Raw genomic sequence first — 24,860 nt, 5'->3', positions numbered from 1 at the left:
GGGAGTAAGCAGCTCAGAGCTTAGTCGCTTCGGCAAAGAGACTTTGCGTGTAGATTGAATCTCCATGAGTGTTCTATGCTGGCCGGGGAAGGTTCGGTTGACCTAGGTATTTAAGGGGACTGAGATGCGAGTGACGTGACCCCCATTACTGGTCCAGTTCTTCTGAGAGCTGGTGGGTGGTCAGGCCGCTCTCCACTGCTGGAGGGTCTCCAGGGGCGTATGCCCCTGGAGCGCCGAATGCGGTCTGTAGGTGTTGTACTCCATCCGGTACTGCTCTGCCAACAGCCTGGCTTCCGGCACCGACGCGAACAGCTCGATATTCAGGAATTCATCCCGAAAGCGGCTGTTGAATGATTCCACAAATGGATTCTCCCAGGGTGAACCTGGCGCGATGTACGCCGTGCTGGAGCCACTGCCTGTGCACCATTCCTGCAATGCATGGGCAATGAACTCAGGCCCATTGTCCATTCGCAGATGAGTGGGTGCTGGATGCTGCTTGAGTAGTTCCTCAATGGTGTCGATCACGTCGACCGCCTTGCAGCGTCTGCCGACATGAATAGCCAGGCACAGTCGACTGTATTCATCCACAATATTGAGGAACTTCAGTCTGCGCCCATCCATTGTCTGGTCGAACTGGAAGTCGACCGCCCACACGTGGTGTGGGTACTCGGCCCTCAGCAGCTCCTTTGAGCCGCCCGCAGGCCGGGAGCGCTTGCGCCGGCGCGGCAGGGGCCGCTGGAGACCCTCCTCCCGCCAGATCCGTTGCACCCGCTTGTGGTTGACGCTCCAGCCTTCCAGCCGCAACCGGCGGTAGACCAGCCGCCGGCCCCAGCGCACATGGCGCAGGGCCAGCTCGCGGATCCGCCGACGTAGCTTCTGCTCCTCGATGGCCGTCACCGGCATGGGCCGGCGCTGGGTGTTGCGGTTCTGGCCCGCCAGCCGGCAGGCACGACGCTGTGAGACCCGGAAGCGATCCTGCAGAACCATCACGGCCCTGCGGCGTCGTTCCGGGCTCAGAAGTTTCCCTCGGCCAGCTCCTTGAGCATCGCTTTATCGAGCTCAGCATCCGCGAGCAATCGCTTGAGCCGGCTGTTCTCCTGCTCCAGCTCCTTGAGGCGTTTGGCCTCGGTGGCTTTCATGCCGCCATAGAGCTGCTGCCAGCGGTGGTAGGTGGGAGCAGAAACCTCCAGGGTCCTGTACACATCAGCGACGCTCTGGCCCTGGTTGAGAAGCTGCTCAGCGGTGCGCAGCTTGCGGATGATCTGCTCGGGTGTGTGACGCTTGCGTTTCATGGGGCTTCTCCTGGCCAAGTCTGGCCGGTCGGGAAGCTCTCATAAGGACTGGTTCAGTTTCCGGGGTCCACGTCACGAGGCTGATGCCCTTGCTTGCGACCACTTTTCCGCAGTGCAGTTGTCCAGACCTTCCCTAACGCTTGCCATCACCTGGCCGCCAAGAGTGTGTGAGACGACCGCCACAGGCTTCCATGGAACATTGGGGGCGGACCAGGTGAATGGCTGTGTTAGAGAGTGGCAGGAGTGTCAGGTTCAAGAAGCGGTAAAATCCGCGCAGTCACCATCGCCATTACATGGGAGGAAGCTCGCTCGATGAACTTCACTTTCCTCGATCGCCAGTCAAGGCTCTTGAGCTGGTCTGACAAAACAACTCCGCTGACGGAATATCCATCAGGGAGCTCCACCTCAAAGGGATATCCCTTGACCTTGGACGTTACAGGACAGCACAAGAGCAGACCGACTTTTCCGTTGTAGGACCTTGGAGATAGAACAAGTGCTGGCCTTCTACCACGCTGTTCACTCCCGGCTTGAGGTGTGAACTCCAGCCATACCAAATCACCACGATCGGGCACGTGGGACGACATCAGAATGCTTCGGCGCCTACTGCATCCCCTGAATCAATAGACGCGTGGATGTTCTCTGGCGTGACCTCTGCAAGAAGATCCGCAAGCTTGAAGCGGCTTGGCACAGAGGGCCTCAGGACCAGCTCACCATCCTTCGCGGTGAGGCTGACCTCGGTGCCGGCACCCAACCCAACCTCCTCAGCCAAGCCGCGTGGAATCCTCACACCAAGGCTGTTCCCCCACTTTTGGACCTTCGTCTGCATACCTCGGTGGCGGCTATACGTCGACTATACCTCTTTTTGCCTCGGCAGCCTGTGCCCCCATCTCTCTAACGCCCAAGATCAGCGGCGTGGATGAGTCTTAAAGATTTAACTGAGACCTCAGTGCGCACGCCCGCTGAATCTTGATGTTAGATGCCTATCAAGCCAAGGTTGCTTCCCGTTGTCCACTAGAAGCGGGATAATGCTTAATGGCGCACTACGCAACAGACCAGACTAGGCCATGCATCCTTCCAGTCTCTGCAACGATAGGATGAGGATCAATAGCCTTGAGCACTTGTCTGAGTTTTAGTTGTACATTTACGGGGTTGATGGCTCTTGGAAACAACTTTGAATGTTTTGCCGGCTGCTCTAGATGTAGTACAAGTCTAAGCCGGCCTCGTCTGAGAGTCTCAGCGGCAAACCTCCTTTCCGTGAGGTCAGTGGCGTTAGCCTTTGCAGGCAGCAGTGCTGAAAGTGTGTGCAGGACTTTCTCGGCGAACTCCTGATGGATGTCAACTATCTTCGTTCTGCGATGAACTCTGTAGTCCTTGACCTCAATCATCCATGCTGTATCGGGATTGAGCGCAATTAAGTCTACTGATTTAATGCCAGGCCGCATGCGCAGAAACTGATTGCGATAGAAACTCCATTCGTCGTACTTGGGGCCTCCTGAGAAAGTGAGCCGCGGGCAATGCGCACCACAATGAGCCTGCCCGGGCGACCTCTGAGTGATCCTCAGGCCCCGCTGAGCTGACAACTCAGCTCTCTGCTGCTGGAGCTCAGAGCCCGTGCGGCGGAGACCAAGAGTTGCCAGCAGAGCACAAAATAGAGACAAAGAAGCTCCAGGAGCTTCTGGAGGTTCATGACCAGGACATTCATCGCGATGGATGAACCCTGTGTTGCCGGCAGTTTCTCTCGGATCAATCCCAATCCATAGCGACGCTTGCCTTGACCGATCTTGCCTTCAACAGCATTGCGCCGCCTTTGATCATCAACGAACTGCCGCCTCTCGGCTGCCACCAACTCCGGATCATTCTTCGGGCGACCAAGACGAGGCCCACTCAGCCGAATGCCGTGACGCTGGCAGAATGCCCGATTTGATCTTGTGCGGTAGATCTGATCAGCGCAGATCACCTCCGGATAGCAGCCGTATCGACGACGATAGGCTTGGGCCTGAACTTTCAGATCTTCCCCTTCGTTGTAGGGGTCAAAGCTCAGCCGATCCAGGAAAGCAAATCCTTCATCGGTGACAGAAAGTGAGATCTTGGCGCCGAACTCAACATTGCACCTCGCCTTGCCGCGAACAATTGGCCTGATGTGCGCTTGACAGAGGCTGACGATGCGAGCGGGAATACTTCTGGTGTCTGAGCGATAGAGAATGTTCTGCTGGCGGACCAGCTCACTGACAACCAACAGCTTCTGATAGGCATGCCGCCCAGCCGCCAGAAGGCTTGCGCCACAGGCTGTCAGGGCGTCAATGTTGGCAAGGTTGCGCTTGAGATGCCCAAGCTGTTGCTTGATCGCTTTGCGGATCTTGAGAAACCGAGGGCGTTTTTTCTTGGCCACGGCGAGGAACTGCTGCCTGGCCTGCTTCCGATGCGTTCGTGGTTTGTGACCAAAGGACTCTCTGACCTGCGAATACATGGCATCGATCAGAGTCTCGGTGAGCTCTCGGCCTTCATTGAGCAGCGAGAGATCCGTTGGATGCCGAATATCTGCCGGAACGCATGTCGCATCAATCAGCAGTGACCCCTGATTTGGCCGTGGCGTTTTGGATTCAATCTTCTGATCAGCTGCGCTCCCGGCTCCGCCTCCATCGCTGCTGTCGTGCTCATCAACTGCAGACGAACGGATCACGTTCAGACCGTGACGCACGATTCGTTCATTGCAGTCATTCACGACCGAATCTGGCAGCCGCTTCCGGAAGTACACCATCATTGATGGGTCAAACGGAGCCGAGTACTGAAATGCCTCCAGGCCGATGAAGAACTGGAGATAGGGGTTCTCTTTGATTTGCTCAACCAGTTCTTCATCAGTCAGCCCCATGCGGGCCTTGATGATCAGGGCGCCCAGTGCCATGCGAAATGGCTTTGCCGGGGCGCCAAAGCCCTTGCAGAACTGAGCTGCATAGTCACCTTCCAGCTCATCCCATGGGATCAGCTCAGCCAGCTTGATCCAGCGATTGTCACCAGAGAGCTTTCCTCCAAACGGCAGGAAGAAGTCCTCGAACGAGAGCTGATCACGATGCTCACGTCGGTACATGTGGAAAACTCTGGGCGGCTTTTGGGCGCAAACGAGCCCAATCTCGTACATTTTAGCCGAGAAAACTGCTCACATCCATTGCGCTGCAGTGGATGTGGCTTTTCTCAGGAGGCCCTACTTGCTTGCTAGCCAAGGCGAAGGGAAGTCGAATACTAACCCATCTACATGATGCACAGTCATGGCGAGGTCATGCTTCGATAAATCTATCGGACTGGGCAAGTTCTTCGTCAAGCGAGGTGATATCTCCGATCTCATCTATTGAGTCACCTTGAGATACGCTTACAGATCCATCGGCATCTTTATGCAACCCGAAGAACCTTGCGCTTAGCCCATCAAAGGGCTGTTGAGATGTAAGGATCTCGATCTCTCGCAGCAAGAATAGACTGTGAGTTGCCAAAAAGACCTGAATGCCTGATGAACTTAGAGACAGAATGCTTTTTGCTACCTGTTTAATTAGCATAGGATTAAGATTCGCTTCCGGCTCATCCCAAAACAAGAAACCTTTGTCCAGCAAGCTTCCAGTCGCAACCAACCTTGCAAGCATTCCAAGCTTCCGCAGGCCCTCTGCGACTAGAGGCATCTCCAGTCGTCCATTTGGAGTGCTGAGATAAAAGCGCCCAACTTTATCGAGCTCAATCTTTCCCCCCATAGCATCCTCGATAGGCGCTAAGAGTTCTTGAATGCGCTTTTCTCTAGGCCCTCTTTGTAGAGGCTCGCCTAACATTAAGCAGGTATCCCTCCAAGTCTCTTCAAACTCAAGATAGTGTCCCTCGTAAACTGAGACGAAGTTGGGAAAGATTGTGAGCAGCTCCCGTGTCGGGAAGTAGGCGGCAGACACTTCTAGCCAAGAACTTGGGGTCACTTCAAGTGCAACTTCGGTCTTACTGTTGGTGGCAAAGCTAAAGGATATGTTGTGCTTGCTGTCTGTGAACTTAAGGCTTACATCACATCTTTCCCGTCCAGGCTTTCTGCGAGTCAATCGCCCGAGTGCCTCCGGGCGGAAGACATTGACTAGCTTGTCTGCGAGTTTGACCTGCAGATGAGTCTTCGTAGGTGTAGTTGGACTCGGCTTCCTTCCTTCTTCCCAGAAAGTTGCAATCACTGAATAGGCCAGTTTTAAAAGGTGTGTCTTGCCGGCGCCATTCTCGCCAACAATTACATTTAGCCCCTTGCCAAAGGTCAAGTCAGCCTTAGTGAAGACGGTGAGATTCTTTGCTGTTAGGCGCTGCAGTGCCATTGAGGAACCAGTTTTAGGGGAGTTGCGCTAGATCTGTTAAAGGTTGATTTTACCATGCTAGTCATCAATTGGCCTCCATGAACGAATGGGGGTGGCGGTGCATAATCAAGCCCATTTCACTCAGATCAAGGCCCTGCAGCGATGGATATGTATTCAACACTTCTGTTTTCCTGTGTCTTCAGTTGCTAGTCCGGCCTGAGTGGCTGTGCATCTAACGCCCGCCATCACCAGGCCGCTGATTGATTACGCGACTTGAGACATCCCTCGGTGGCGGCTCTGGTGGATGGCGTTGTTATACGTTCTCATCTAGAAAGTAGGATAATAATCTCGCCGAGTAGTACGTCAAGCATCTGGGAGAAATGAACTTGCTGAGCTGTTGGCAAAGACTCTTTGTGACGAATCTGGGAATGAAGTTGATTATCGGCAATCTTTCGAAGGCCGCGATCAAGATATTCCATTGAATCCTTGAATGACCTTCCTCCATAATTTGAGGCAACCTCTCCGAAGGTTGATTTATTGAAGATTGGAGGGATGTGATCGGTGATTGCCCTGACTAGCATGGCGCAACTCATGAAGCAGCTGTTCTCGTAGTTAGAGTTGAGCTCTTCAAGCAGGCGAACCAGTCTTGATAAATCAAAGCCCTGCGGGGTCAGTGATCTAAGTTCTTCTATTCGCCGTGAGCTCACGTATGCCACCTTTCCAACTTCTGGAGGATCTTCGTCTGCAAGCCGAGAACTACTTATAGTGCTTTGTAGATCAATCAACTTCCTTTCCATCTCTCCCACTACATGGGACACAATCTCACGGTTGAACGTATCCGACATATCTTGAAACTTTGATGCCCCATAGGCATCAACGCAAAATCTTTGAAGGTCAATCCTCCCTGCCTCAATCTCCTCCAGGAACTGATAAAAGAGCACTGCCCTGGTGGTATTGTCTGTGGGTATAGAATATGACTTTGTCCCAACAAAAGAGTTTCCTGTTGCCTGGAACTCGGACCACCAGTCACGAAAAGCGACGGCACTTTGCTGACTAGCTTCCTTTAGAATATCGGCGAGATAAGGATTGTCTCTCATAAAGGTCATTAAGCCACTGAAATGCCCTGGCCATGTCTGATAACGAGCATTTAAGACGTTCTCCCACCGCTTGCGTAGCTCTTGAAGGGCAGCAGCGATTTCGAATGAATCTGGCTTCAACATCAGACCTTGCAGGTTCCTTGCTTGATAGCTGAAAGCTTAGCGATACGTATAACGCTGCCCCTGAGTGGCAGGCAAGAAGCTATCGCTATCGAAACAGACTCGGCGGCGGCCTGCCCGCTCCAGGGGCTTGTTCGAAGGTGTCGCATCTCAACAGGCAGCGTTTGCGGACCTACGCCTCATCTGTAAAGCTCAAGTCACCTCCGCTTCACTTCTCACACTCGCGCTCAACTTCAGGCCCAGGGCCGCGACCACCCTCAGGATTGTGTCAAAGCTGGGACTGCGCTCTCCAGACAAGGCCTTGTAGGAGTTCGCTGAAAAACCCGCCCACCCCTGCGAAAATGGAGTATCCGCCTCAGGCTTGATGCGTGGTCAGCAGGAGCGCACAGGCTCACTGTTCTCCTACGTCTCGATCGAGGAGCGGATTCCGGCCGGCCATCCGCTGCGGCGGATTCGCAAGCTGGCGGATCAGGCTCTCGATCGCCTCAATCCCACCTTCTGCCATCTCTATGCCTCAGAAGGCAGGCCATCGATACCGCCTGAGCAATTGCTGCTGGCCTCACTGCTGCAGGCGTTCTACGGGATCCGTTCGGAGCGCCTGCTGCTGGAGCAGCTCGACTACAACCTGCTGTTCCGCTGGTTTGTGGGCTTGAGTCCTGACGATCCGATCTGGCATCCGACCACGTTCACCAAGAATCGTGAGCGGCTGCTCAACGAGCAGTTGATGGGCCGGTTCCTGGAGAAGCTGATGGCGGCACCGGAGGTGAAACCGCTGCTCAGCAATGAACACTTCTCCGTCGATGGCACCCTGCTCCAAGCCTGGGCCTCACATGCCTCCCTGGAGCGAATCGACGGAGAGGATGACCCGCCGCCTCCGCCATCAGGCCCTGGCGAGGGATTCGGGGCGGCCAAGGATGGCAGGAAGCGGGCCAAGGGCGACTTCCGCGGGGTGCGTCTCAGCAACAAGACCCATCGCTCCGGCACGGATCCCGACGCTCTTCTGGCCCGCAAGTCGAATGTTCACCCGGCCCTGCCCAGCTACCGGGGGCATGTGCTCATGGACAACCGCCATGCCCTGGTGGTGGATTGCCGGGTGACCCAGGCTGACGGCTACGGCGAACGGGATGCGGCCAAGGAGATGGCCGCCGATCTCCCCGGGCACCACCAGAAAACCATCGGTGCTGACAAGAACTACGACACCCATGGATTCGTCGCAGAGATGCGACGGATCGGCGTTACCCCGCATGTCGCCCAGAACGCAGGACGCTCCGGCGGCTCCGCCATCGATGGCCGCACCACTCGCCATGAGGGCTATGCCAAGTCGATCCATGCACGCCGCGGCATCGAGAAGGTTTTCGGCTGGATCAAGCAGTTCGGCGGCCTGCGCCAGTTCAAGCTGCGCGGCCAGGCCAATGTCAGTGCCATGTTCGGACTGCATGTGATCGCCTACAACCTGATCCGCCTGAGCAACCTGCTCAGGCCTGTGGAGGCGATGGCATGAACAGGCCGTTCTCCAGAGATGGGAGCCTGCGAGGAGATTCAGCGTCGAGCGAGGTACCAATCCCGAGGATCAGGGACTCACAGCGAGCCTGAGTCATTCCAATAATCGCCTCGCCATGACCAGCTGGCTGGGTCACGGAGGGGGAGAACTCGCCTCGCGACGAGATTTTTTCTGCAAACTCGTAGAGACTCTCCCTCGAAAGTCCTGAGTCTCTGGCCACCTGGGTCATCCCCTGGGCCCTTGCGATGTCACCCAGGGCCTTGGCAATGAACGCAGCATCTCCATCCGCCTCCTCGATGCAGGCTTCCAGGTAGGCCGCCATCTCCTCTTGCGTTCGAAGATGCTCGGCAACGTCGTAGGGGATTGTCGTGGCTTTCATCAGATCTCCTCCGTCAGGTTGCTTGCTAAACGAAGGGCCTCATCAATGTCCTTGGCTTGTGAGCTCTTGTCTCCGCCGGCTAAAAGGATGATCAAATCGGTTCCTCTCTGCAGGAAGTAGACCCTGTATTCAGGGCCGTAGTTGATCCGCAACTCCGAGACACCAGCCCCAACGGGCTTTACGTCGCCAGGATTGCCGCCGATGAGACGCTCGATCCTGGCCAGAACCTTCGCCCGGGCTCTCAGATCACGCAGACCCGCAAGCCATCGGACGAACCGCTCTGTCTGGCGGACTTCAACCATCCACCAACTGTAGCCTTCTGGCTACGGTCGCGCAACGCTGCCTTGTTGGCTCCCATCAAGAACGCCACATCCTTCGAACGCTGCCCCTGAGTGGCAGGCAAGAAGAATGGGCTATGGGTGAGAACTTTATGGTGGCCTGACCACTCGAGGGGCATGTTATCCGCTCCCCTATGCCGTGACACTTCTCTGCAGTGCTTCCTGAGCGAGGGTGTTCAGACTCTTCCCCTGCACCTCTGCCGTCATCGCCAGCTTCTCATGCAGTTCAGGAGGAATTCGCAGATTGAACCTGCCAGAATACTGTCTACGTGGCTCGATTCCTTTCTCCTTGCACACTTCAAGAAAAACCTCCAGTGATTTCTTGAATTCTCGACGAAGCTCATCCGGGCTTGATCCATAGAAGTCCGCTCCTCCAGCGATTCCCAGAATTTCCCCGCGAAACTGATCTGTTTCCTCGTCGTACTCAATCTTGGCGTGGTAGCCGTCCACATTCATCAGATTCATGGTGTCACTCCGTGTTCTTCGAACCATTTGCGGATAGAAGCCACAGCACCCTTGTCTGTATCGGGCGATGGGTGGGGTCTGTGGAAGACCTTGACATCGCCAAACAGAACGACCGCGACCCGGCTGCCTGCCCTCTCACTTACCTCCCCGCCAAGCTCCTGAAACAGGGCTTCGATGTCCCTCCACGGCAAGCTGCCGCTTACAGGCCGGGAGAAGATCAGCTCAAGGGTGCGCTGGTGCTTCCGCTTCATCCCATAATGGTACTACTACCTAGTACCAGGCGCAGCCTCGTGTCAACTGCTTGCTGGATACGGATAACGCTTAAGATCAGCGGCGGGAACAGAAGGTGCTCATGACACTGTATTGCCGCTCCCGTCCGCTGGATCTTGATGTTCGGCAAAACGTCAGAGTGTATCCCATGGCATAACAACGAATTGCTTCTGCCTGCCTTCGCCATCTCATGTTGGCACTGTATGAAGGTCCTTCTATGTGTCATGTGCCTTTTTGAATTCCTGGAGACGAGTTCTGTCATCAGATCAAATGCACAGGCATTGAGAATGGCAAATGCTTCCTCACAGTCGGCGACATTTGACATCCCGCCTAGCTGTGTTTTCTCACCAGGTCATTCAGCGATCAGCAGTCGCTGGAGGGACTGCTGAGGCGTGAGGCCACCGAGAGCCATGTGGCACCTGTTGCCGTTATAGATGGCCAGATAGCGACGTAGCCAGCGGTTGCGTTCCTCTGATGTCTGGTAGGCGATCACGTAGGCCCATTCCGCCAGGATCGTTTTGATAAACCGCTCGGCCTTGCCGTTGGTTTGCGGCGTATAGGGCTTGGTGCGGATGGGTTTCAGATCCAATGCCCGGCAGGCTTTTCGCCAATCCCCTGAGCGGTAGGCGGAGCCGTTATCCGACAGGATCCTCCGGCAGGTGATCCCCTGCTCCGAGAACCAACCGACTGCACGGGCCAGGAATCCAACAGTCGTTGCCCTCTGCTCGTCGGCCAGCACCTCCACATACGCCAGGCGGGTGGCGTCGTCGATGGCGACGTGCACCTTCTCGTAGCCGGCGCCTCGGGAAGAGCCTTGACGACGGTCACCGGTGATCCGGTGACCGACCCGCTCAAACCTGGCCAGCTGTTTGGTGTCGACATGGATCATGTCGCCAGGCCGCTCCCACTGGTAGCGGCGAACTGGAACCTTGGGTTCAAGATTTCTGAGCCGTCCCAGCCCCAGGGCATTCATCACACGTCCGACGGTCGAGAGGGGCGCCTTGACGGCCCTGGCGATGCGCCGGAGAGTGCAGCGCTGGTGCCGTAGATCCACAGCCTGCTGCAGTTGCTGCGGATCGAGCGTCCGCCGCTGGGTGCGGCGAACACTCCGTCGATCCGCCAGTGCCGTTACGCCGCCATCACGGAAACGCGCCAGCCACTTGTAGGCGCTGCGCAGGCTGATCCCGGCTTGTGCCGCAAGGGCCTTGAGCGGCACGCCCTCATTGAGGTGCCGACGAATCAGGCGTTCCCGACTGATCGGCGTCAGTCGGGCATTGGGGTGGCTATGCATGGGGTGTGAGGTCTTGGGATGGGCGGTGACACCCCGACCCTGGCGACCTCACACCCAATCGTCAGCTGAACAACGTGGTGGGACTACACACCTAGCCTCTTCTCTTCAAAATCCCGTATTGCCGTTCTTTCTTAACAAGTTGTAGAAACTCTCTCTGATCATCGCCAAATCTGTTTTGGATGATACATCGGTAGCCTTGGACCGTAAAATGGATAGTTCGGACTTGACTTCTGCAGTGGCACCCGCTCTCCGTGACTCTGTAATCATCAGACTTGCTTGATAATGGCTTGCCACTTGAGCGGTGACAGCACCTAGTCCGAGAAGGAGTATAATATAAGCTCTACACTGTAATTTCCATTTAAGAACAAAGAAGCTGAGGTAATTCTCAGGGAAAGTTGAAACTACTAAAAGCAAGGCTAAGCTCGTTAGGCTCATGGTCAGGGCAATCTCAATTACTAGGAATAGAAATCTCACTTCCTGTCTCTCAGGCATATTTGCTGACAGCTCTTTCCTGTCATAGTAGTCTATCTCGTTTAATAGAGCTCTAACTTTCTCTGGATCAACTCGCGCAATGGCCTGTGATGGACCTATCAGGCGATTGCCTCTAGCCCGAGCAACGGGCGAGAATGAACTGCCAAACGAGTTAAAGCTTGTTATTCGATATGTGTACCCTAGACCTGGGACAATGCTCCTGTCACTAAAACTATTTTGGCTTGCCGGTAGCACAGCAATTTCCTCGTAATCATCACCAGCTTTCTCTAATGACTGTCTTTGTATTCTGTAGCCATCTTCATCAGGCTTTGCATCTCGCCAAGAAAGATCTATTCTTGCCTCTTTCTCCGATGGGCGAGAGAACAGAGCGCTTGGCGGTGTTGGTGTCGAATTCGGGATGGGGACATTGTCTTTAATCGCAGGGCTGGTGCTGCTAAAGTTGGGTGTCTCCGAGGGTGATTTAGCCTTGGTAGAAAAAAGAGTTATTACCTGTTGACCCGCCCATGCTGCGATAAGCAAAGTGGTTAGAGACAGGATTATAAGCACCCACTTTGGTTGGCGAGACGCATCACTATTTTGTTCCCTTTTTCTTGATAACGATAGCCAGCATGCTAATGGAAGAGTAAGAACAAGGAGCCCAAGTATTGAGAGATTCGCCCATAGAGGCAGGCACGAGGTTTCGAGCCCGCCTAAAGGGGTTGGCACCTTAATGCTCTGGCACTTTACATCCTTTCCCTCGCTTGGCGCATTCCTCAGCTGATTGGTGTCCTTGCCTTGGCTGGAGAGTGAAGCACTTTGCCCAGCTTGCAAGCTGTCTTGCTTGGCTATTGGCAGATTCTTGGTAGATGTATTAGGTGTCATCAAGTTCGTGGTTCAAGTCAAGGAGGAACTATAGTTGTTTTGTCTTCCTTCAACGGCTTCGTGCCGAACGCTCAAGATCAGCAGCGGATAAGAGATCTACCTGTTGATTGGGCGTCACAGCGCCCGTCCGCTGGATCTTGGTGTTGGACGAGCGCTAGCACTAATTTCATTGTACGGTCACAATTACAATACAGTGCCTGTATCTAAAGCGTTGTACTCACTTTGCTCCAAATAACCTTTGCAGTAGACGTAACCAATAGACCAAACAAAATCCACCCTACTCTGCCAATGATTTCTGACGATAGAGATCTATTATTGACTTGATGCCCATCAACGGCATTCTTGTCTCCCTTTGATATTGAGAAGACTGGATATCTTTCAAGCTTGTCGATTCGAGAGTCAATGAACCTTTCGAGTTTTCGTCCAAAGTACGTGCCGATCACAAAGACTGACGTCAGAATGATGCCTATATCGATCATAGCGTGAATATTATCGTGACTTTCGCTACCAAGAAGTGGCTCATACAGATCGAAGTATTGCCTCGCTATCATGAGAAGGCTGATTGGCAAAAGCATACGAAGAATCTCGCTCACGCGCTTACCCCTAGATATAAGAAACGTGCCTATGCTCGACCTCTCAGGGATGGAGGCCAATCCTTGATACCATTGCTCAACTATATTTAGTAGCTCGTTTGCTAAAACATCGTTAACAAAGTCAACCTTGACGATGCAAGGAGACTGAGCCTCCATAATCTCGATGACATCATCGGTTGTCATCATTAGCTGAAATATATCCTTTGGAGCGACTTCTCTCCCGATTCGGCATCTTAAGGAGTGCCTCTGGCGATTTTTGAACTGAGGCAACTGAATGCGCATGTCCCATTTTATAGTTACCGCTTGGACTGTGCTATTGACCGTATCCCAGTTCTCCCTTTCAAACTCATCCCAGGTCGAATAGTCCTTAATGGACTTATTAGACATTATGAAATTTATTGATGAACTTGTAATATTATCATAATTTTGAAGCTTCGCTAGAATCCTATCATTTATTGATCTCAAGTCGGCAAGTGTCAAATACCGTTTGGCGCCAAGTAGCCTGGTTTCCGTATCGGGTTTGGCATTGAACTCATATAGAAGTGCCTTTAGATCGTCAAGCGAAGCAAGTTTTCCGGCATCGTTCCTTACAATTGAAGTAGGAAGATCATCCTCCGGACTTGTCATATGATCAGGTTGCATCTGGAAATCTATTTCGAGATTTTACCCCACTCCGCCCAGTCCGTCCAACTACTCATTGGAGTGTTCCGTGAACCACGGTCGTCGGCCATCTCCTTTCCGATAACCACAGGGGACAGAGGAATGAATAGCTTGAGAAGCCAGCTCTGCCATGGGCTTCTGGTTCCAAGGGTAAAGAAGGTTGCTTGGTTCACGGGTCCGAGAACCAAGTGGTCAGAAGGCTACACACTGAGGCTGAGCTGTGTAACCCAACCTGGCCCTGATTTCATCCGTTCGGCCTTGGTCGGGGTGGCTCACCTGCTGTCGGTCGACCAGCGGGACGGTTGCGGCCGGAGTGGATGCTGGGCTGCCCCTGCGCACCGGATCACTGCCCGTCACACTCCTTCCCCTGCCGTGCCGGTGGCGGCTGAACCTCCGGTGCTGCGGCCGCCAGCAGGTCGTCGGGCCGTCCGCTGCGCGGCGGGTAGATCCGCTGGCGGTTGATCAGCATCTTGGTGCGCTTGGCCGCTTCGCCGCTGGCCACCACCTGGCGATCCCAGCCTTCGGTGTAGAGCGCTCCCTGGCTTCCCAGATCCAGCACCGTCACATACCAGGGGATGTGCAGAGGCAACATCGGCTTGTCGAACAGATCGCAGACGGCGTTGTGTCCAGCGAAACGGCCCATGGGCCGGGCGTGCTGGCACGAAGGCACCGAGGTGTGCGGCGGATCCAGCGGGGCCCGGGCCGCATCGCCGGCCGCGAACACATGCTCCACCCCCTCCACCCGCAGGAAGGCATCCACCGGCAGGCGGCCGAGGTTGTCGCGCTGCACCGGCAGGCAGCCAGTGAGCGGGTTGGCGCGCATGCCGGCGCACCACACCACCGTGGCGGCGGCGATGCGCTCACCGCCGGCAAGGAGCAGTCCGGAGGGGTCGATCGCCGCCACCTCCACACCCAGGCGCGTCTCGACCCCCAGCGCCGCAAGGGCCGCTGCGATCCACGGCCGGGCGCCGTCGCCCATGTCGGAGCCCAGCCGCGGGCTGTGGTCGAGCAGGAGCACCCGCGCCGGCTGCGCCGCCGGACTCTTCTGGATCAGCGCCTGCAGCCGTGCCGGCATCTCCGCCGCCACCTCGATGCCGGTGAGGCCGGCCCCCACCACCACCACCGTGAACCGGCCGTCGGCGGCGGGGCGCCGGGGCAGGGAGCGTAGATGGCGCTCGAGCCGCAGCGCGGCGCCGTAGGTGTCCACATCGAAGCCGTGCTCCGCCAGGCCCTTCAGCGGTGGCTTGACCACCTGGCTGCCGAGGGCCACCACCAACCGGTCGTAGGGCAGATGGTCGCGCCCGGTGGCGGTGGCCACCGCCACGGTGTGGGCGGCGGGGTCGAGGCCCACCACCTCCGCCTTGATCCGCTCCACCCCCACGGGGGGCAGCAGCTCATCCAGGGGCACCCGCAGGCCCCGGAGGTCGGGCTCGTAGTTGCGCACCCGGATCGCGTGGAAGGCATCGCGGTTCACCAGGCTCACCCGGGCTGTCTCCGGCCCGATGCCCAGCTGCCTGAGCTGGCGGGCAGCGCCGAGCGCACTCCAGAGCCCCGCGAAGCCGCCCCCCAGCACCAGGATCCGCTGCGTGGGCATGGCGTGGGTCAGAGGGGGGTGAGACCGGTGGCTGGGGTCATCACCCCTGCAGCTCCAGATCGCCGGGTTGCCAGGTCTGGTTGAACCAGGGCTCCAGCGGCCCGTAGAGCCGCAGGATCAGGTTGTAGCCCTTGCCCGGCATCGTCTGCACCCAGTTCGCCTCCTGGCCCGGCGGCGGCTTGGGGCCGAACCACACCGTGGCGCCGCCATCGGCATTGGTCTTCAGGCCTGGCAGCAGGCTGTCGATGCCCGCCGCCTTCTGGTCGGTGGGCAGCAGCGAGCGCGTCTGGTTGTCGTACACCGTGAGGGCCCAGAAGTTCCTGGCCGGAATCGGCCCCGGCAGGGTGAGCGCATAGGTGCGGCCCCCATCGAGATAGCGGCCGTCCCCATCGCGCACGGTGAGGGCATAGGCCGAGCCCGTACCCGGCTTCGCGTCGCTCATGGCGGGCGTGATGCCGGTGGCCAGATAGAAGAACTGCGCTCTCGCATCCAGCAGACGCTCCGCTCCCGAAAGGAACTGGTAGCTCCCCCCCACGAACGGCGTGGTCCATTGCCTCTCCTTGAAGATCCGGGTGCGGGGATCGCGCGACGCGAAGGCATTGGCGCGGGCGTAGGCGTTGCCCACGGCCACGGCTTCCGTGAGCGTGGCCTTCAGGCGCGGGGCGGGCGCGAACGGCTGGCCCTTGCGGATCCCGATCGATGCGTACAGCCCCACCGTGTCGGGGTCCACCCAGTCGGCCGGCTCGTTCTGCACCACGGCGTTGAGCTCCTCGTAGAAGCTGAAATCGTTGGCGCTGATCGTGTTGAACCGCACGCCCGAGAGGTTCACGAACGCCCCCGCCGGGGGGGTCGCCGCCTCCGCCAGGGGGAACACCGCGGCCTTCGCCTTCACCTGAGCCGTCGCCGCGGCCAGATCACCCTGCTCCACGAACACCCGGTAGAACACCACCAGCCGGTTGGTGCGCGGCTTCGCGATGTGGAAGCCCTGCTGGGGCAGGGTTCCCGTGTACCCCGGTGGCACGAACAGATAGTCGCCGCCGGCGCCCTTGTCGGGCCCGGTCACGCCCACGTCCGTCACCCAGCGGAAATCGGCGTCATCCACTGGGCCGAGCGCCCGCGGCGGCACCCGCACCACCATCGGCCCGTCGTGGAGATTCACGCACTGCAGCACGTACACCGTGGTGGTGTTGGGCGTGAGGAACAGCGAGCGCGCATCCATCAGCTGCTCGGTGATGCCGATGCCGCCGTTGGGCTTCACGCCCGCCTCCTCCAGGCCGCGGCAGATGGCGTACACCGAGGTGGCCGACATGCCTCGCACGAAGGCGGCCATCCCCCGGCTGAAATCGATCTGGTCGTAGGCAAGCTGCACCGTGGCCGGATCGGGAGCGCCGTCCCGGAAGCGCAGGGTGCCGACGCGGGTCTTCACCGTGTCCGGTGTGGTGATCCTGGCCGGCAAATCCGGCGTGTAGGTCGGCTGGGCGGGCCTGCCGGTCTTCATGGTCTGCCCCTGGACCTCGGCCATGGCAGCGGCCAAGGCCGCCAGGGTGAAGGCCAGAAGCCTCGGCCGAAGAGCGCGGTGGGACAAAACGATGCGATCGGTCAGGCCAGCCCCCGGACGCTAGGAACGGGATCGCGATCTGAACGTCAACGGCTCGCCGGCTCTGGGCCTCTACAGCCCGCGGCGATCCAGCGCCTCCACCAGGCGGGTCACCGCCGAGGCCAGCTGGGCCTGGGTGTCGGGAGCGGCCTCTGCCTCGGCCTTGGCGGTTTCCTTGCGCTTGGCCGCCTCGATCGCCCGCACGATCAGGAACACCACGAAGGCGATCACCAGGAAGTTGATCAGCGCCACGAGCACGGCCCCGGCCGGCCAGGCCTGGATCGACTCCACCTGGGCGGCCTTCAGGGCCGGCTCCAGCAGGCTGGTCATCACCAGCGTCACCACGGCGTCCACCACCTTGCCGAAGGCGCCGCCGATCACCACCGCCACGGCCAGATCCACCACATTGCCCTTGTTGATGAAGGCCTTGAAGTCGGCCAGCAGGCCCGGGCGGCGGGAGGGCATGGAGATGCAGGGAGTGACTCCTGGAAACCTAGTGACCCAGGTGCGCCAGGCAACACCAGGGCCGGGTTTCGTAAGGCTCAGGGTTCCGGGGGCTGCTGCCGCTCCACCAGGGCCTGAAGACCGGCTTCGACCGCGGGCGGCAGACGGATCTGCAGGTTGCCGTGGTTCAGGTGGAGATCCCGCTGGGGGAAGGGCACCGTGATGCCGCGTTCCCTGAGCAGCGCCTCGATCCGGAAGTTGAGGTCGCTCACGGTCTCGTACTGGCGCTTCGGTTCCCGCGTCCACACCAGCAGGGTGAAGTTGAGGGCACTGTCGCCGAAGCTGCTGAAGTACACCCGCGGTGGTGGCGCCTTCAGCACGGCCGGATTGTCCCGGCAGGCGGCGATCAGGGCCTCGCGCACGGCGGCGGTGTCGGAGCCGTAGGCCACGCCCACCGGCACCTGCAGCCGTGACACCGGGCTGCCATGGCTCCAGTTGATCACCCGCGACTCCAGAAATTCGGAGTTCGGCACGATGATCGTGACCCGGTCCAGCGTGGTGACCTTGGTGCTGCGCAGTCCCAGACTCTGGACACTGCCCTGCAGATCGCCGATCTCCACGAAGTCGCCCACCTGGATGGGGCGCTCGAAAATGATGATCAGGCCGCTGAGGAAGTTCTTGCTGATCCCCTGCAGCCCCAGGCCCACCCCCACCCCGAGCACGCTGGCGAAGAGGGTGAGGGAGGTGAGATCGAGGCCCCAGAGCTGCAGCAGCACCAGGGTGCCCACCAGCAGCAGCCCGTAGCGGGCCACGAAGGCCACCGCCTCCTGGCCCCCCTCACTCATGCCCGTGTAGCGCAGCACCCGCCGGCGCAGCAGGCTCTGCAGCATCCCCACCGCCTGGGCCAGGGCCACGAACAGCAGCACCAGCACCACCACGTCCTGCAGCGAATAGCTGCGGGAGCCCAGGGGCAGGAACGGGGCGCTCAACCAGCGGCGGGTGGCCTCCAGCACGCCGGCGCTGAGGCGGCGGCTGAGGGGGAACAGGTCCATCACCAGGGCAGTGGCCCCCAGCCACACCACGGTCTGCAGCAGCAACAGGGTGCTGCGCAGCAGAAAACGATTGGAGCGGTCACTGCGCTCCCCCTCGGTGGGCAGGGGGGCCAGCGCCTTCGGGCACCACCGCCGCCACAGCCGCAGCAGCAGGATGTGGAGCCCCAGGGCCCCCAGCAGGATCGCCAGCACCCGCGGCAGCATGCGCGCCACGTGTTCCGGGCTGCGCTCCTGCCGCGCTCGGGCGATGGCCTGCTGCAGCTGGCCCTGCCACTGCTCGGCCTGCTCCCGTGCCTCCAGGCCCTCCGGCACGTCCCGCTCGGTGACCGTGACCAGGGTGCGGTCGTTGAGGCGCAGCACCGGCAGATGGTTGACCTCGCCCACCTGAACGCTCACGGGCCGTCCTGCGGCCACGGCCTCCTCCAGCCGGCTGTTCACCGTGCTGCTGCGCTGCGCTGCCGAGAGATTGCGCGACGGCCAGAGGCTGAACAGGGTGCGGCCATCGAGCACGATCGGTGCTGGCGTGGCCTGGCCCGCCAGGGCTCCCTCTCCCCCCTCCTGGGCCAGGGCGGGACCCAGGGCGGACCATCCCGTGGGGGTTCCCAGCACGAGCAGGGTCATGGTGACCAGCCCCGCCAGCCAGGCCCGCGCTCTCATGGCATCTCGGCAGTGGGCCCAGGTTAGGGAGGGGAACCAGGCCGCCTCATGCCGAGGCCGGCTTCCCCTGCTCCAGCAGAGCCAGCAGACCCTCTTCATCCAGCACCGGCACCCCCAGGCTCTCGGCCTTGGTGAGCTTGCTGCCGGCCTCGGCGCCGGCCACCACATAGCTGGTCTTCTTGCTCACCGAAGCGGTGACCTTGCCACCGGCGGCCTCGATCAGGTCCTGGGCCTGGCGACGGCTGAGGCTGGGCAGCGTGCCCGTGAGCACGAAGGTGCGGCCCGCCAGAGGGGCGGCGTCGCCGGAATCGCCGGCTCCACCGGCGCCCTGGCCGGCAGCCCGCTCCGCCGCGCCCGCGGCCAGGGAGAAGCCTTCCCGCTCCAGCTGCCGCAGCAGGCCCTGGTTGGCCGCGGTGGCAAACCACTGCTGCAGGCTCTGGGCGATCTCGTCGCCGATGCCGAACACCGCGGTGATCCGCTCGGGCGCCTCGGCGGCCGCCGCCGCCAGCTCCGCCGCGCCTGGAAACGCCCTGGCGAGGGCTTTGGCGTTCACCTCGCCCACGTGGTGGATGCCGAGGCCGTAGAGCTGGCGGTGCCACGGTTGCCCCTTCGAGGCGGCCAGGGCCGCCACCAGGTTGGCCGCCGACTTCTCCCCCATCCGCTCCAGGCTGGCCAGCAGGGCGGCATCGAGCCGGTAGAGGTCGGCGATCGAGCGCACCAGGCCCCGGTCCACCAGCTGCTCGATCAGCTTGCTGCCGGCGCCGTCCACATCCAGGGCCCCCTTGCTCACCCAGTGGCGCAGGGCGCCGCGCAGGATCGCCGGGCAGCTGCTGTTCACACAGCGGGTGGCCGCCTCGCCGGCCTCCCGCACCAGCTCCGAGCCGCACTCCGGGCAGGTGGGGGGCAGCTGCAGCGGCAGGGCCCCGGCAGGCCGCAGCTCCGGCAGCACCCGCACCACCTCCGGGATGATCTCGCCGGCCTTGCGCACCACGATCGTGTCGCCGGCGTGCAGATTCAGCTCCGCGAGCCGGTCGGCGTTGTGCAGGGTGGCCCGGCTCACGCTGGTGCCGGCCAGGGGCACCGGTTCGAATTCCGCCACCGGGGTCACCACGCCGGTGCGGCCCACCTGGCAGCTCAGCCGCAGCAGGCGGCTGGGGGCCTCCTCGGCGGCGTACTTGAGGGCGATGGCCCAGCGGGGCGCCTTCTGGGTGAAGCCGGCGTCGGCCTGCAGGCGCAGATCGTCGAGCTTCACCACCACGCCGTCGGTGGCATAGGGGAGCTGGCGGCGGTCCGGCTCCCAGCGGGCGAAGAAGGCCTCCACCGCGGCCAGATCGTCCAGCAGCTCGGCGTTGGGATTCACCTTGAAGCCCGCGGCCCGCAGCCAGGCCAGGCTTTCCCATTGGCTGGCCGGCCGGGGCGGATCGTCCGGTCCGGGCTGCCAGTCGTCCGGCAGGTGCAGGGTGTAGGCGAAGAAATCCAGCCGGCGATCCGCCACCACCTGGGGATCGAGCTGGCGCAGGGTGCCGGCGCAGGCATTGCGCGGGTTGGCGAAGGCCGGCTCGCCGCGGCCCTGGCGCTCGGCATTGATGGCGGCAAAGGTGCCATCGGGAATCAGGGCCTCGCCGCGCACCTCCACCCAGGCGGGAGGGTGGCCCAGTTGCAGCCGCAGCGGCACGCTCTGGATCGTGCGCACGTTGGCGGTGATCTCCTCGCCCCGTTCGCCGTCGCCGCGGGTGGCGGCCCGTTCCAGCAGGCCGTCCCGGTAGCTGAGGGCCAGGGCGTTGCCGTCGATCTTGAGCTCCCCCACCATCGGCAGCGCCGGCAACGGTTCGCCGGCGGCGGGGGTGCGGTCGAGCACCTTCAGCAGCCGGGCGTACCAGGCCTCCAGCTCCTCGGTGGAGAAGGCGTTGTCGAGGCTGAGCAGCCCGATGCGGTGCTCCACGCTGCGGAAGCCCTCGGCCGGGCTGCCCCCCACCCGCTGGGTGGGACTGTCGGGCCGGATCAGCTCGGGGTAGGCCTGCTCGAGCTCCAGCAGTTCCCGGTAGAGCCGGTCGTAGACCGGATCCTCCATCACCGGAGCATCCAGCACGTAGTAGGCGTGGGCGGCGTGGGTGAGCAGCCGGCTCAGTTCAGCCACGCGCGCCGCGATGGGCTCAGGGGCTCCCGCCACGCTGGCCTCAGGCGCCCACCGTGCGGATCCGGTCGATGCGCCACTGGTCCTCCACCTTCACGAAGGTGAAGTCGAGCGGCAGTTCCTCCTTGGCTTCGGTGAGCAGCTTCACCGTGAGGATCAGCTGGCCCTCCTGCAGCCGCGGCCGGCCGGATTTGAGGTTGCGGTACTTGTTGAGCCTGAGGCCGGCCAGGTACTGGATGAACTGCTTGCGGTTCACGTGGGTGCGGTAGTTCTTCGTGGTGAGCAGGTAGGCCCCGTCCACCTGGCCGCTGGCCACCTGGGTGAAGAACTGTTTGATCAGCGGGTTGATGCCCCGGGCGCTGAGCACCAGCTTCACCGCCGTGTACGTCCAGTAGAGGAGCAGGGCTCCGGCACCGGCCAGGAGGGCCTTGCTGCCGATCTCGCGGGTCAGAGCCCAGTCCATAGGCCGGTGAAACTGTGTTGAATGACCCCAGAGTCTGACTGACCAGGCCCCCCGGCGTGCCGCTCGAGCCCCTGCTGCCCCTGTTCCACCGGTTGAACCGGGAGCATTTCGACGCCAGCCTGGCTCCGCACGGCACGCCGCTGGTGGATCTGCGCTGGAGCGATGGCCGCATGCGCCGCACGGCCGGCCTCTACCGCCGGGGCCGCCGCGCCGACGGCAGCGCCCTCTGCGAGATCGTGCTGTCGCGGCCCCTGCTGGACCCCCTGCCCCGCGAGGCCCTGCTCAGCACCCTCTGCCACGAGATGATCCACGCCTGGGTCGACCGGGTGCTGCAGGTGCCGGAGGTGCACGGCCCCCACTTCCGCGCGCGGATGGCGGCCATCAATGCGGCCCAGGATGGCTTCGCGGTGAGCCTGCGCCATCGCTACCCGCTGCCCGGGGGAGCCACGCCCGCCAGCCGCTGGATCGCCCGCTGTCCGCTCTGCGGCATCACCGCGCCCTACCGCCGCCGCGTCCGCGGCCTGGCCTGCCGGGCCTGCTGCGAGCGCCACCATGGCGGCCGCTGGGACGCCAGCTGTCAGCTCCACTTCCACCGGGCCGCCTAAGGTCAGCGCCCCTGCAACCTGGGCGTGGGTGTGTTCCTCTGGACCCTGCAGATCGCCGGGGTCAGCATCGCGCTGGTGGGTCTGAGCCGGGAGCGCTGGCTCGCCCGTCGGCGCCGCGGCGTCCTGCCGCCCTGAGCCCTGGCTCGATAGCGTGGCCGCAACGGCATGGCCCCATGCGAGAGCCCTGGTCCAGGTCCCCATCATCAGCGGCCGGTGGTGACGACGCGCTGCGGGGCTGGCGGCGACCCCCCTCCCCGCGTGTCCAGGGGGGCCGCGGGGAAGGCGTGCGCGGCGATCTCGATCGCTGGGTTTCGGCTGGGCGCCAGCTGGTGGATGGGGTCTCCGGGGCTCGCCCGGGCTCGCGTGCCTCGGGGGGCCGTGGCGCCGGGGGGCTGCCCCGCCTCAATGACCTCGGCCGGTGGGTGGAGGGCAAGCTCGACTGGATCCTGGACGACGAGGACGACTGGCGTGAGTCCTGGGAGGAGCCGCCGGCGCGCGCCGAGCGCGGGCCCACGCGCCGCAGCGACCCCGCAGCGGCAGCGGCCCCATCCCCTTCCCCTTCCCCCCGGCGCCCCCTCGAGGCCCGCTCGCGCCGAGGTGGCGGCGGCGGGTCCCGCGGCGGGGCCCGGGATCAGGGCCTGGCCCCCCCCGCCGGCCCGCTTCTGAGCCCGTGGACGGTGCTGGTGCCGGTGGAGAGGAATGGCCGGAGGAGGACAGCTTCACCCTGCCCCGTTGGCGCCGTTCCAGTGACGCCAGGCCGTCGTCTGCCGAAACCCCGAGCCGCCCGGACCAGGGGCGCCCAGGCCCGGCAGGGGCCTCCGCTCCGGAGCGCGGGGCCGGCGCCAGCCCACGGCCGATGCCCCGCTCCAGCCGGCGCCGCCCGCGCTGATTAGCTTGAGACTCTCTGCATCCCTGACATGAGCAGCCTGGTGGTGGTGGGCTTCCCCAAAGCGGAGGAAGCGGAGGCCGTGCGGCGCGAACTGGTCGACATCCAGCGCGAGCAGCTGATCGCCCTCGAGGATGCCGTCGTGGTGGAGCACGACGCCGAGGGCCAGGTGCATCTGCGCCAAGCCCTCAACCTCACCGCCGCCGGAGCCCTCGGCGGGGGCTTCTGGGGCACCCTGGTTGGCCTGCTCTTCCTCAATCCCCTGCTGGGGGCCGCCGTGGGGGCCGGCGTGGGAGCGGCTTCCGGCTCCCTCTCCGACATCGGCATCAACGACGGCTTCATGCGGGAGCTTGGCGAGACCCTGCCGCAGGGAACGGCCGCGCTCTGCCTGCTGGTGCGGGAGGCCACCCCGGACCGGGTGATCGAGCGCCTGCGCTCCCATGCCCCCCACGCCAGGCTGCTGCGCACCAACCTCAGCCATACGGACGAGGATCAGCTGCGGGACATGCTGGAGCGTGCCCGCCAGCAGGCGGAGGCCTTGCGGCTCGGCTGACTGCGGCCCGGCTGGCTGCGCCGCCGCGGGCTGGCCACCAGGAAGCCGCTGCCGCGCAAGCGCAGCTCCTGGTTCACCGAACCCACCAGCTCGCTCGGAACCTCTGCCGCCATTTCCTCGGCGGAGGTGCTGATCGCGCTGGAATCGCTCAGCAGGGCTTCCAGCAGATCGGCCCACAGTTGCACCAGCCGGTTCTGGGCCACCGGCTGCAGACCCTGCTGCTCCAGAACCACGCCGCAGGCCTGGCGGTTCCACAGGGCGCTTCGGTGGTGGGCCCGCGGGTGCGCCAGCAGGGCCAGGCCATGGCTCAGGGCGTAGGGGGTGGGGGCGCCGTGGCTCTGACGCAGTCCTGCGCCGCTGAGCTGGCGCCCGCACAGAACGGCGGAGATGCCGTAGAGCCGGCCGAGTTCGGTGAGGCTCAGCCAGTCGGTCTCGGGAGGGGAACCCCGGTGGAGGTGGGAGGACTGGGCCATGGGGGCAGTGGGCGTTGACATGGCCTCCATGATCGAGACGCACCTGCCACCGTCAATCCGTCAAGTCTGCGCGGTAGCAACTTGTTACCGTCTTTGCAAATTGACATGTTGAGATGGGGCGGTCTGCGGCGCTGCCGCCCGGGAGAGCACGGCCGGCCCCAGCCACCGTTCCAGCTCGGGGGAGAACACCTCGCGGATCACGGTGAGCGGCAGACCGCCCCGGAAGAAGCGGTAGTGGCGGCTCCAGAACGGCCCGGACTGCCCGAAACGATCACTCAGCCAGGGGGCTTCCACCTGGCCGAGGCCGTCCACCTCCCGGAACAGCTCGGCGCGGTTGCTGGTGAGGCTGCGCCAGATCGGCTGGTCACGCCGCTGCAGATGTTCCTCGGCGCGCACCTGATTCCACCAGCTCTCGGCCCAGGCCAGGGTGTGGGGACCGCAACGGAGCCACACCTGGCGCCGGATCAGGGGCTCCGCCAGCTCCTCCACTTCCGCGGGCGGCGAGGCTCCGTCCCCCGGCTGTTGCGGGCCCATGGCCACCAGTTCGATCTCCACCGGCAGACCCGTGAGGGATTCCAGATGGCGGGTCGGACTGCCGTCACCCAGCAGCAGCAGCCGCCAGGGGCCGGTGAGCTGCCCGCAGCAGCCCTGGCGCAGAGCCCCCTGCACCAGGGCGGTCTGCCACAGCAGCGTCGGCGATGGAGCGGGGGCAACCACCGGCATCGGACTCCTTCACCCAGGA

Annotated in this window: 27 protein-coding genes; 4 read left to right on the top strand and 23 right to left on the bottom strand. The window is 61.7% G+C overall.

Annotation, left to right across the window (positions count from 1 at the left end; genetic code table 11):
* Positions 1–180 precede the first annotated feature (180 nt).
* The 8 genes from CBM981_RS09990 to CBM981_RS16210 all read right to left on the bottom strand — a co-directional run bounded on the left by CBM981_RS09990 (position 181) and on the right by CBM981_RS16210 (position 7,176).
* A protein-coding gene (locus CBM981_RS09990) for an IS3 family transposase (protein ID WP_087068281.1) occupies positions 181–1,292 on the bottom strand; the annotation gives its coding sequence in 2 pieces (ribosomal slippage) (positions 181–1,031 and positions 1,031–1,292; 1,113 coding nt in all).
* 227 nt (positions 1,293–1,519) lie between these two features.
* Positions 1,520–1,876, bottom strand: a complete 357-nt coding sequence (gene mazF / locus CBM981_RS09985) for an endoribonuclease MazF (RefSeq protein ID WP_087068280.1) — start codon at positions 1,874–1,876, stop codon at positions 1,520–1,522.
* Entirely contained in the window at positions 1,876–2,118 is a 243-nt protein-coding gene (locus CBM981_RS09980; RefSeq protein WP_087068279.1) for an AbrB/MazE/SpoVT family DNA-binding domain-containing protein, read from the bottom strand. The genes mazF and CBM981_RS09980 overlap by 1 nt, the downstream gene beginning before the upstream one ends.
* A 214-nt stretch (positions 2,119–2,332) precedes the next feature.
* Positions 2,333–2,677 (bottom strand): hypothetical protein, encoded by a 345-nt coding sequence (locus CBM981_RS09975; RefSeq protein ID WP_197686652.1) that lies wholly within the window; start codon positions 2,675–2,677, stop codon positions 2,333–2,335.
* Between the two features lie 173 nt (positions 2,678–2,850).
* Entirely contained in the window at positions 2,851–4,377 is a 1,527-nt protein-coding gene (locus tag CBM981_RS09970) for an IS5 family transposase (protein WP_225867339.1), read from the bottom strand.
* 187 nt (positions 4,378–4,564) lie between these two features.
* The gene (locus tag CBM981_RS09965) at positions 4,565–5,614 is read right to left on the bottom strand and encodes an ATP/GTP-binding protein (protein WP_087068278.1); all 1,050 of its coding nucleotides are present in this window, start codon (positions 5,612–5,614) and stop codon (positions 4,565–4,567) included.
* A 302-nt stretch (positions 5,615–5,916) separates the two neighbouring features.
* The gene (locus CBM981_RS15345) at positions 5,917–6,813 is read right to left on the bottom strand and encodes a hypothetical protein (RefSeq protein WP_157665401.1); all 897 of its coding nucleotides are present in this window, start codon (positions 6,811–6,813) and stop codon (positions 5,917–5,919) included.
* A 189-nt stretch (positions 6,814–7,002) separates the two neighbouring features.
* Positions 7,003–7,176 carry a hypothetical protein gene (locus CBM981_RS16210; protein ID WP_369801695.1) on the bottom strand — a complete coding sequence of 58 codons (174 nt, stop codon included), beginning with the start codon at positions 7,174–7,176 and terminating at the stop codon, positions 7,003–7,005.
* Here CBM981_RS16210 and CBM981_RS09955 point away from each other — a divergent pair.
* Positions 7,175–8,311 (top strand): IS5 family transposase, encoded by a 1,137-nt coding sequence (locus CBM981_RS09955; RefSeq protein WP_087066680.1) that lies wholly within the window; start codon positions 7,175–7,177, stop codon positions 8,309–8,311. The genes CBM981_RS16210 and CBM981_RS09955 overlap by 2 nt on opposite strands.
* On the opposite strand, the gene CBM981_RS15710 is transcribed toward CBM981_RS09955, so the two are convergent.
* From CBM981_RS15710 to CBM981_RS09900, 13 genes are all read right to left on the bottom strand, one after another.
* Positions 8,286–8,690, bottom strand: a complete 405-nt coding sequence (locus tag CBM981_RS15710) for an addiction module antidote protein (RefSeq protein ID WP_197686651.1) — start codon at positions 8,688–8,690, stop codon at positions 8,286–8,288. The two genes, CBM981_RS09955 and CBM981_RS15710, sit on opposite strands and share 26 nt — an antisense overlap.
* Positions 8,690–8,992, bottom strand: a complete 303-nt coding sequence (locus tag CBM981_RS09945) for a type II toxin-antitoxin system RelE/ParE family toxin (protein ID WP_087068277.1) — start codon at positions 8,990–8,992, stop codon at positions 8,690–8,692. The genes CBM981_RS15710 and CBM981_RS09945 overlap by 1 nt, the downstream gene beginning before the upstream one ends.
* Positions 8,993–9,160: 168 nt before the next feature.
* Positions 9,161–9,493 carry a type II toxin-antitoxin system HicB family antitoxin gene (locus CBM981_RS09940; protein WP_087068276.1) on the bottom strand — a complete coding sequence of 111 codons (333 nt, stop codon included), beginning with the start codon at positions 9,491–9,493 and terminating at the stop codon, positions 9,161–9,163.
* The gene (locus tag CBM981_RS09935; protein WP_087068275.1) at positions 9,490–9,744 is read right to left on the bottom strand and encodes a type II toxin-antitoxin system HicA family toxin; all 255 of its coding nucleotides are present in this window, start codon (positions 9,742–9,744) and stop codon (positions 9,490–9,492) included. Before CBM981_RS09935 ends, CBM981_RS09940 begins: the two co-directional genes overlap by 4 nt.
* 371 nt (positions 9,745–10,115) lie before the next feature.
* The gene (locus tag CBM981_RS09930; protein WP_087067884.1) at positions 10,116–11,054 is read right to left on the bottom strand and encodes an IS481 family transposase; all 939 of its coding nucleotides are present in this window, start codon (positions 11,052–11,054) and stop codon (positions 10,116–10,118) included.
* Between the two features lie 105 nt (positions 11,055–11,159).
* On the bottom strand, positions 11,160–12,407 hold the full coding sequence (locus CBM981_RS15340; RefSeq protein ID WP_157665400.1) for a fibronectin type III domain-containing protein: 1,248 nt from the start codon (positions 12,405–12,407) through the stop codon (positions 11,160–11,162).
* A 203-nt stretch (positions 12,408–12,610) separates the two neighbouring features.
* On the bottom strand, positions 12,611–13,627 hold the full coding sequence (locus CBM981_RS15335; RefSeq protein ID WP_157665399.1) for a hypothetical protein: 1,017 nt from the start codon (positions 13,625–13,627) through the stop codon (positions 12,611–12,613).
* A gap of 376 nt (positions 13,628–14,003) precedes the next feature.
* Positions 14,004–15,254, bottom strand: a complete 1,251-nt coding sequence (locus CBM981_RS09925) for an NAD(P)/FAD-dependent oxidoreductase (RefSeq protein WP_087068274.1) — start codon at positions 15,252–15,254, stop codon at positions 14,004–14,006.
* Positions 15,255–15,294: 40 nt separating this feature from the next.
* Positions 15,295–16,776, bottom strand: coding sequence for a DUF1254 domain-containing protein (locus tag CBM981_RS09920; RefSeq protein WP_087069339.1), 1,482 nt, complete (start codon positions 16,774–16,776; stop codon positions 15,295–15,297).
* Between the two features lie 147 nt (positions 16,777–16,923).
* The gene (gene mscL / locus CBM981_RS09915; RefSeq protein ID WP_087068273.1) at positions 16,924–17,316 is read right to left on the bottom strand and encodes a large conductance mechanosensitive channel protein MscL; all 393 of its coding nucleotides are present in this window, start codon (positions 17,314–17,316) and stop codon (positions 16,924–16,926) included.
* Between the two features lie 77 nt (positions 17,317–17,393).
* The gene (locus CBM981_RS09910; RefSeq protein WP_087069338.1) at positions 17,394–18,968 is read right to left on the bottom strand and encodes a mechanosensitive ion channel family protein; all 1,575 of its coding nucleotides are present in this window, start codon (positions 18,966–18,968) and stop codon (positions 17,394–17,396) included.
* 82 nt (positions 18,969–19,050) lie between these two features.
* Positions 19,051–21,153: an NAD-dependent DNA ligase LigA gene (gene ligA / locus CBM981_RS09905; RefSeq protein WP_087069337.1), complete on the bottom strand. Its 2,103-nt coding sequence runs from the start codon at positions 21,151–21,153 to the stop codon at positions 19,051–19,053.
* 28 nt (positions 21,154–21,181) lie between these two features.
* Complete coding sequence (locus CBM981_RS09900; protein ID WP_087068272.1) at positions 21,182–21,601, bottom strand: hypothetical protein; 420 nt, start codon at positions 21,599–21,601, stop codon at positions 21,182–21,184.
* Positions 21,602–21,657: 56 nt separating this feature from the next.
* Here CBM981_RS09900 and CBM981_RS09895 point away from each other — a divergent pair, with 56 nt between their 5' ends.
* The 3 genes from CBM981_RS09895 to CBM981_RS09890 all read left to right on the top strand — a co-directional run bounded on the left by CBM981_RS09895 (position 21,658) and on the right by CBM981_RS09890 (position 23,645).
* Complete coding sequence (locus CBM981_RS09895; RefSeq protein ID WP_087068271.1) at positions 21,658–22,206, top strand: SprT family zinc-dependent metalloprotease; 549 nt, start codon at positions 21,658–21,660, stop codon at positions 22,204–22,206.
* 670 nt (positions 22,207–22,876) lie between these two features.
* The gene (locus CBM981_RS15905) at positions 22,877–23,095 is read left to right on the top strand and encodes a hypothetical protein (RefSeq protein WP_172820870.1); all 219 of its coding nucleotides are present in this window, start codon (positions 22,877–22,879) and stop codon (positions 23,093–23,095) included.
* A 28-nt stretch (positions 23,096–23,123) separates the two neighbouring features.
* Complete coding sequence (locus CBM981_RS09890; protein WP_087068270.1) at positions 23,124–23,645, top strand: DUF1269 domain-containing protein; 522 nt, start codon at positions 23,124–23,126, stop codon at positions 23,643–23,645.
* Here the strand turns inward: CBM981_RS09890 and CBM981_RS09885 are convergent.
* A complete protein-coding gene (locus CBM981_RS09885) occupies positions 23,585–24,118 on the bottom strand; it encodes a hypothetical protein (protein WP_197686650.1) in 534 nt (177 codons plus the stop codon). The genes CBM981_RS09890 and CBM981_RS09885 overlap by 61 nt on opposite strands.
* A gap of 84 nt (positions 24,119–24,202) precedes the next feature.
* The gene (locus CBM981_RS09880) at positions 24,203–24,841 is read right to left on the bottom strand and encodes a chorismate lyase (protein ID WP_087068269.1); all 639 of its coding nucleotides are present in this window, start codon (positions 24,839–24,841) and stop codon (positions 24,203–24,205) included.
* Positions 24,842–24,860: the final 19 nt, after the last annotated feature.

Origin of the sequence: Cyanobium sp. NIES-981, assembly GCF_900088535.1 — a bacterium.
Taxonomy (GTDB): domain Bacteria; phylum Cyanobacteriota; class Cyanobacteriia; order PCC-6307; family Cyanobiaceae; genus NIES-981.
The sequence above is the reverse complement of the archived record's forward strand: the minus strand, read 5'-3'. Positions and strand labels throughout refer to the sequence as shown.

What these genes read in the sequence shown, in the direction of transcription:
- mazF (WP_087068280.1), bottom strand. Translation starts at nt 1,876, where the DNA reads ATGTCGTCCCACGTGCCCGATCGTGGTGATTTGGTATGGCTGGAGTTC.
- CBM981_RS09890 (WP_087068270.1), top strand. Translation starts at nt 23,124, where the DNA reads ATGAGCAGCCTGGTGGTGGTGGGCTTCCCCAAAGCGGAGGAAGCGGAG.
- CBM981_RS09935 (WP_087068275.1), bottom strand. Translation starts at nt 9,744, where the DNA reads ATGAAGCGGAAGCACCAGCGCACCCTTGAGCTGATCTTCTCCCGGCCT.
- CBM981_RS15345 (WP_157665401.1), bottom strand. Translation starts at nt 6,813, where the DNA reads ATGTTGAAGCCAGATTCATTCGAAATCGCTGCTGCCCTTCAAGAGCTA.
- CBM981_RS09965 (WP_087068278.1), bottom strand. Translation starts at nt 5,614, where the DNA reads ATGGCACTGCAGCGCCTAACAGCAAAGAATCTCACCGTCTTCACTAAG.
- CBM981_RS09930 (WP_087067884.1), bottom strand. Translation starts at nt 11,054, where the DNA reads ATGCATAGCCACCCCAATGCCCGACTGACGCCGATCAGTCGGGAACGC.
- CBM981_RS15710 (WP_197686651.1), bottom strand. Translation starts at nt 8,690, where the DNA reads ATGAAAGCCACGACAATCCCCTACGACGTTGCCGAGCATCTTCGAACG.
- CBM981_RS09920 (WP_087069339.1), bottom strand. Translation starts at nt 16,776, where the DNA reads ATGGCCGAGGTCCAGGGGCAGACCATGAAGACCGGCAGGCCCGCCCAG.
- CBM981_RS09900 (WP_087068272.1), bottom strand. Translation starts at nt 21,601, where the DNA reads ATGGACTGGGCTCTGACCCGCGAGATCGGCAGCAAGGCCCTCCTGGCC.
- CBM981_RS09945 (WP_087068277.1), bottom strand. Translation starts at nt 8,992, where the DNA reads ATGGTTGAAGTCCGCCAGACAGAGCGGTTCGTCCGATGGCTTGCGGGT.
- CBM981_RS15340 (WP_157665400.1), bottom strand. Translation starts at nt 12,407, where the DNA reads ATGACACCTAATACATCTACCAAGAATCTGCCAATAGCCAAGCAAGAC.
- mscL (WP_087068273.1), bottom strand. Translation starts at nt 17,316, where the DNA reads ATGCCCTCCCGCCGCCCGGGCCTGCTGGCCGACTTCAAGGCCTTCATC.
- CBM981_RS09940 (WP_087068276.1), bottom strand. Translation starts at nt 9,493, where the DNA reads ATGAATCTGATGAATGTGGACGGCTACCACGCCAAGATTGAGTACGAC.
- CBM981_RS09910 (WP_087069338.1), bottom strand. Translation starts at nt 18,968, where the DNA reads ATGACCCTGCTCGTGCTGGGAACCCCCACGGGATGGTCCGCCCTGGGT.
- CBM981_RS09975 (WP_197686652.1), bottom strand. Translation starts at nt 2,677, where the DNA reads ATGATTGAGGTCAAGGACTACAGAGTTCATCGCAGAACGAAGATAGTT.
- CBM981_RS09885 (WP_197686650.1), bottom strand. Translation starts at nt 24,118, where the DNA reads ATGGCCCAGTCCTCCCACCTCCACCGGGGTTCCCCTCCCGAGACCGAC.
- CBM981_RS09925 (WP_087068274.1), bottom strand. Translation starts at nt 15,254, where the DNA reads ATGCCCACGCAGCGGATCCTGGTGCTGGGGGGCGGCTTCGCGGGGCTC.
- CBM981_RS15335 (WP_157665399.1), bottom strand. Translation starts at nt 13,627, where the DNA reads ATGACAAGTCCGGAGGATGATCTTCCTACTTCAATTGTAAGGAACGAT.
- CBM981_RS09980 (WP_087068279.1), bottom strand. Translation starts at nt 2,118, where the DNA reads ATGCAGACGAAGGTCCAAAAGTGGGGGAACAGCCTTGGTGTGAGGATT.
- CBM981_RS09880 (WP_087068269.1), bottom strand. Translation starts at nt 24,841, where the DNA reads ATGCCGGTGGTTGCCCCCGCTCCATCGCCGACGCTGCTGTGGCAGACC.
- CBM981_RS09970 (WP_225867339.1), bottom strand. Translation starts at nt 4,377, where the DNA reads ATGTACCGACGTGAGCATCGTGATCAGCTCTCGTTCGAGGACTTCTTC.
- CBM981_RS09955 (WP_087066680.1), top strand. Translation starts at nt 7,175, where the DNA reads ATGCGTGGTCAGCAGGAGCGCACAGGCTCACTGTTCTCCTACGTCTCG.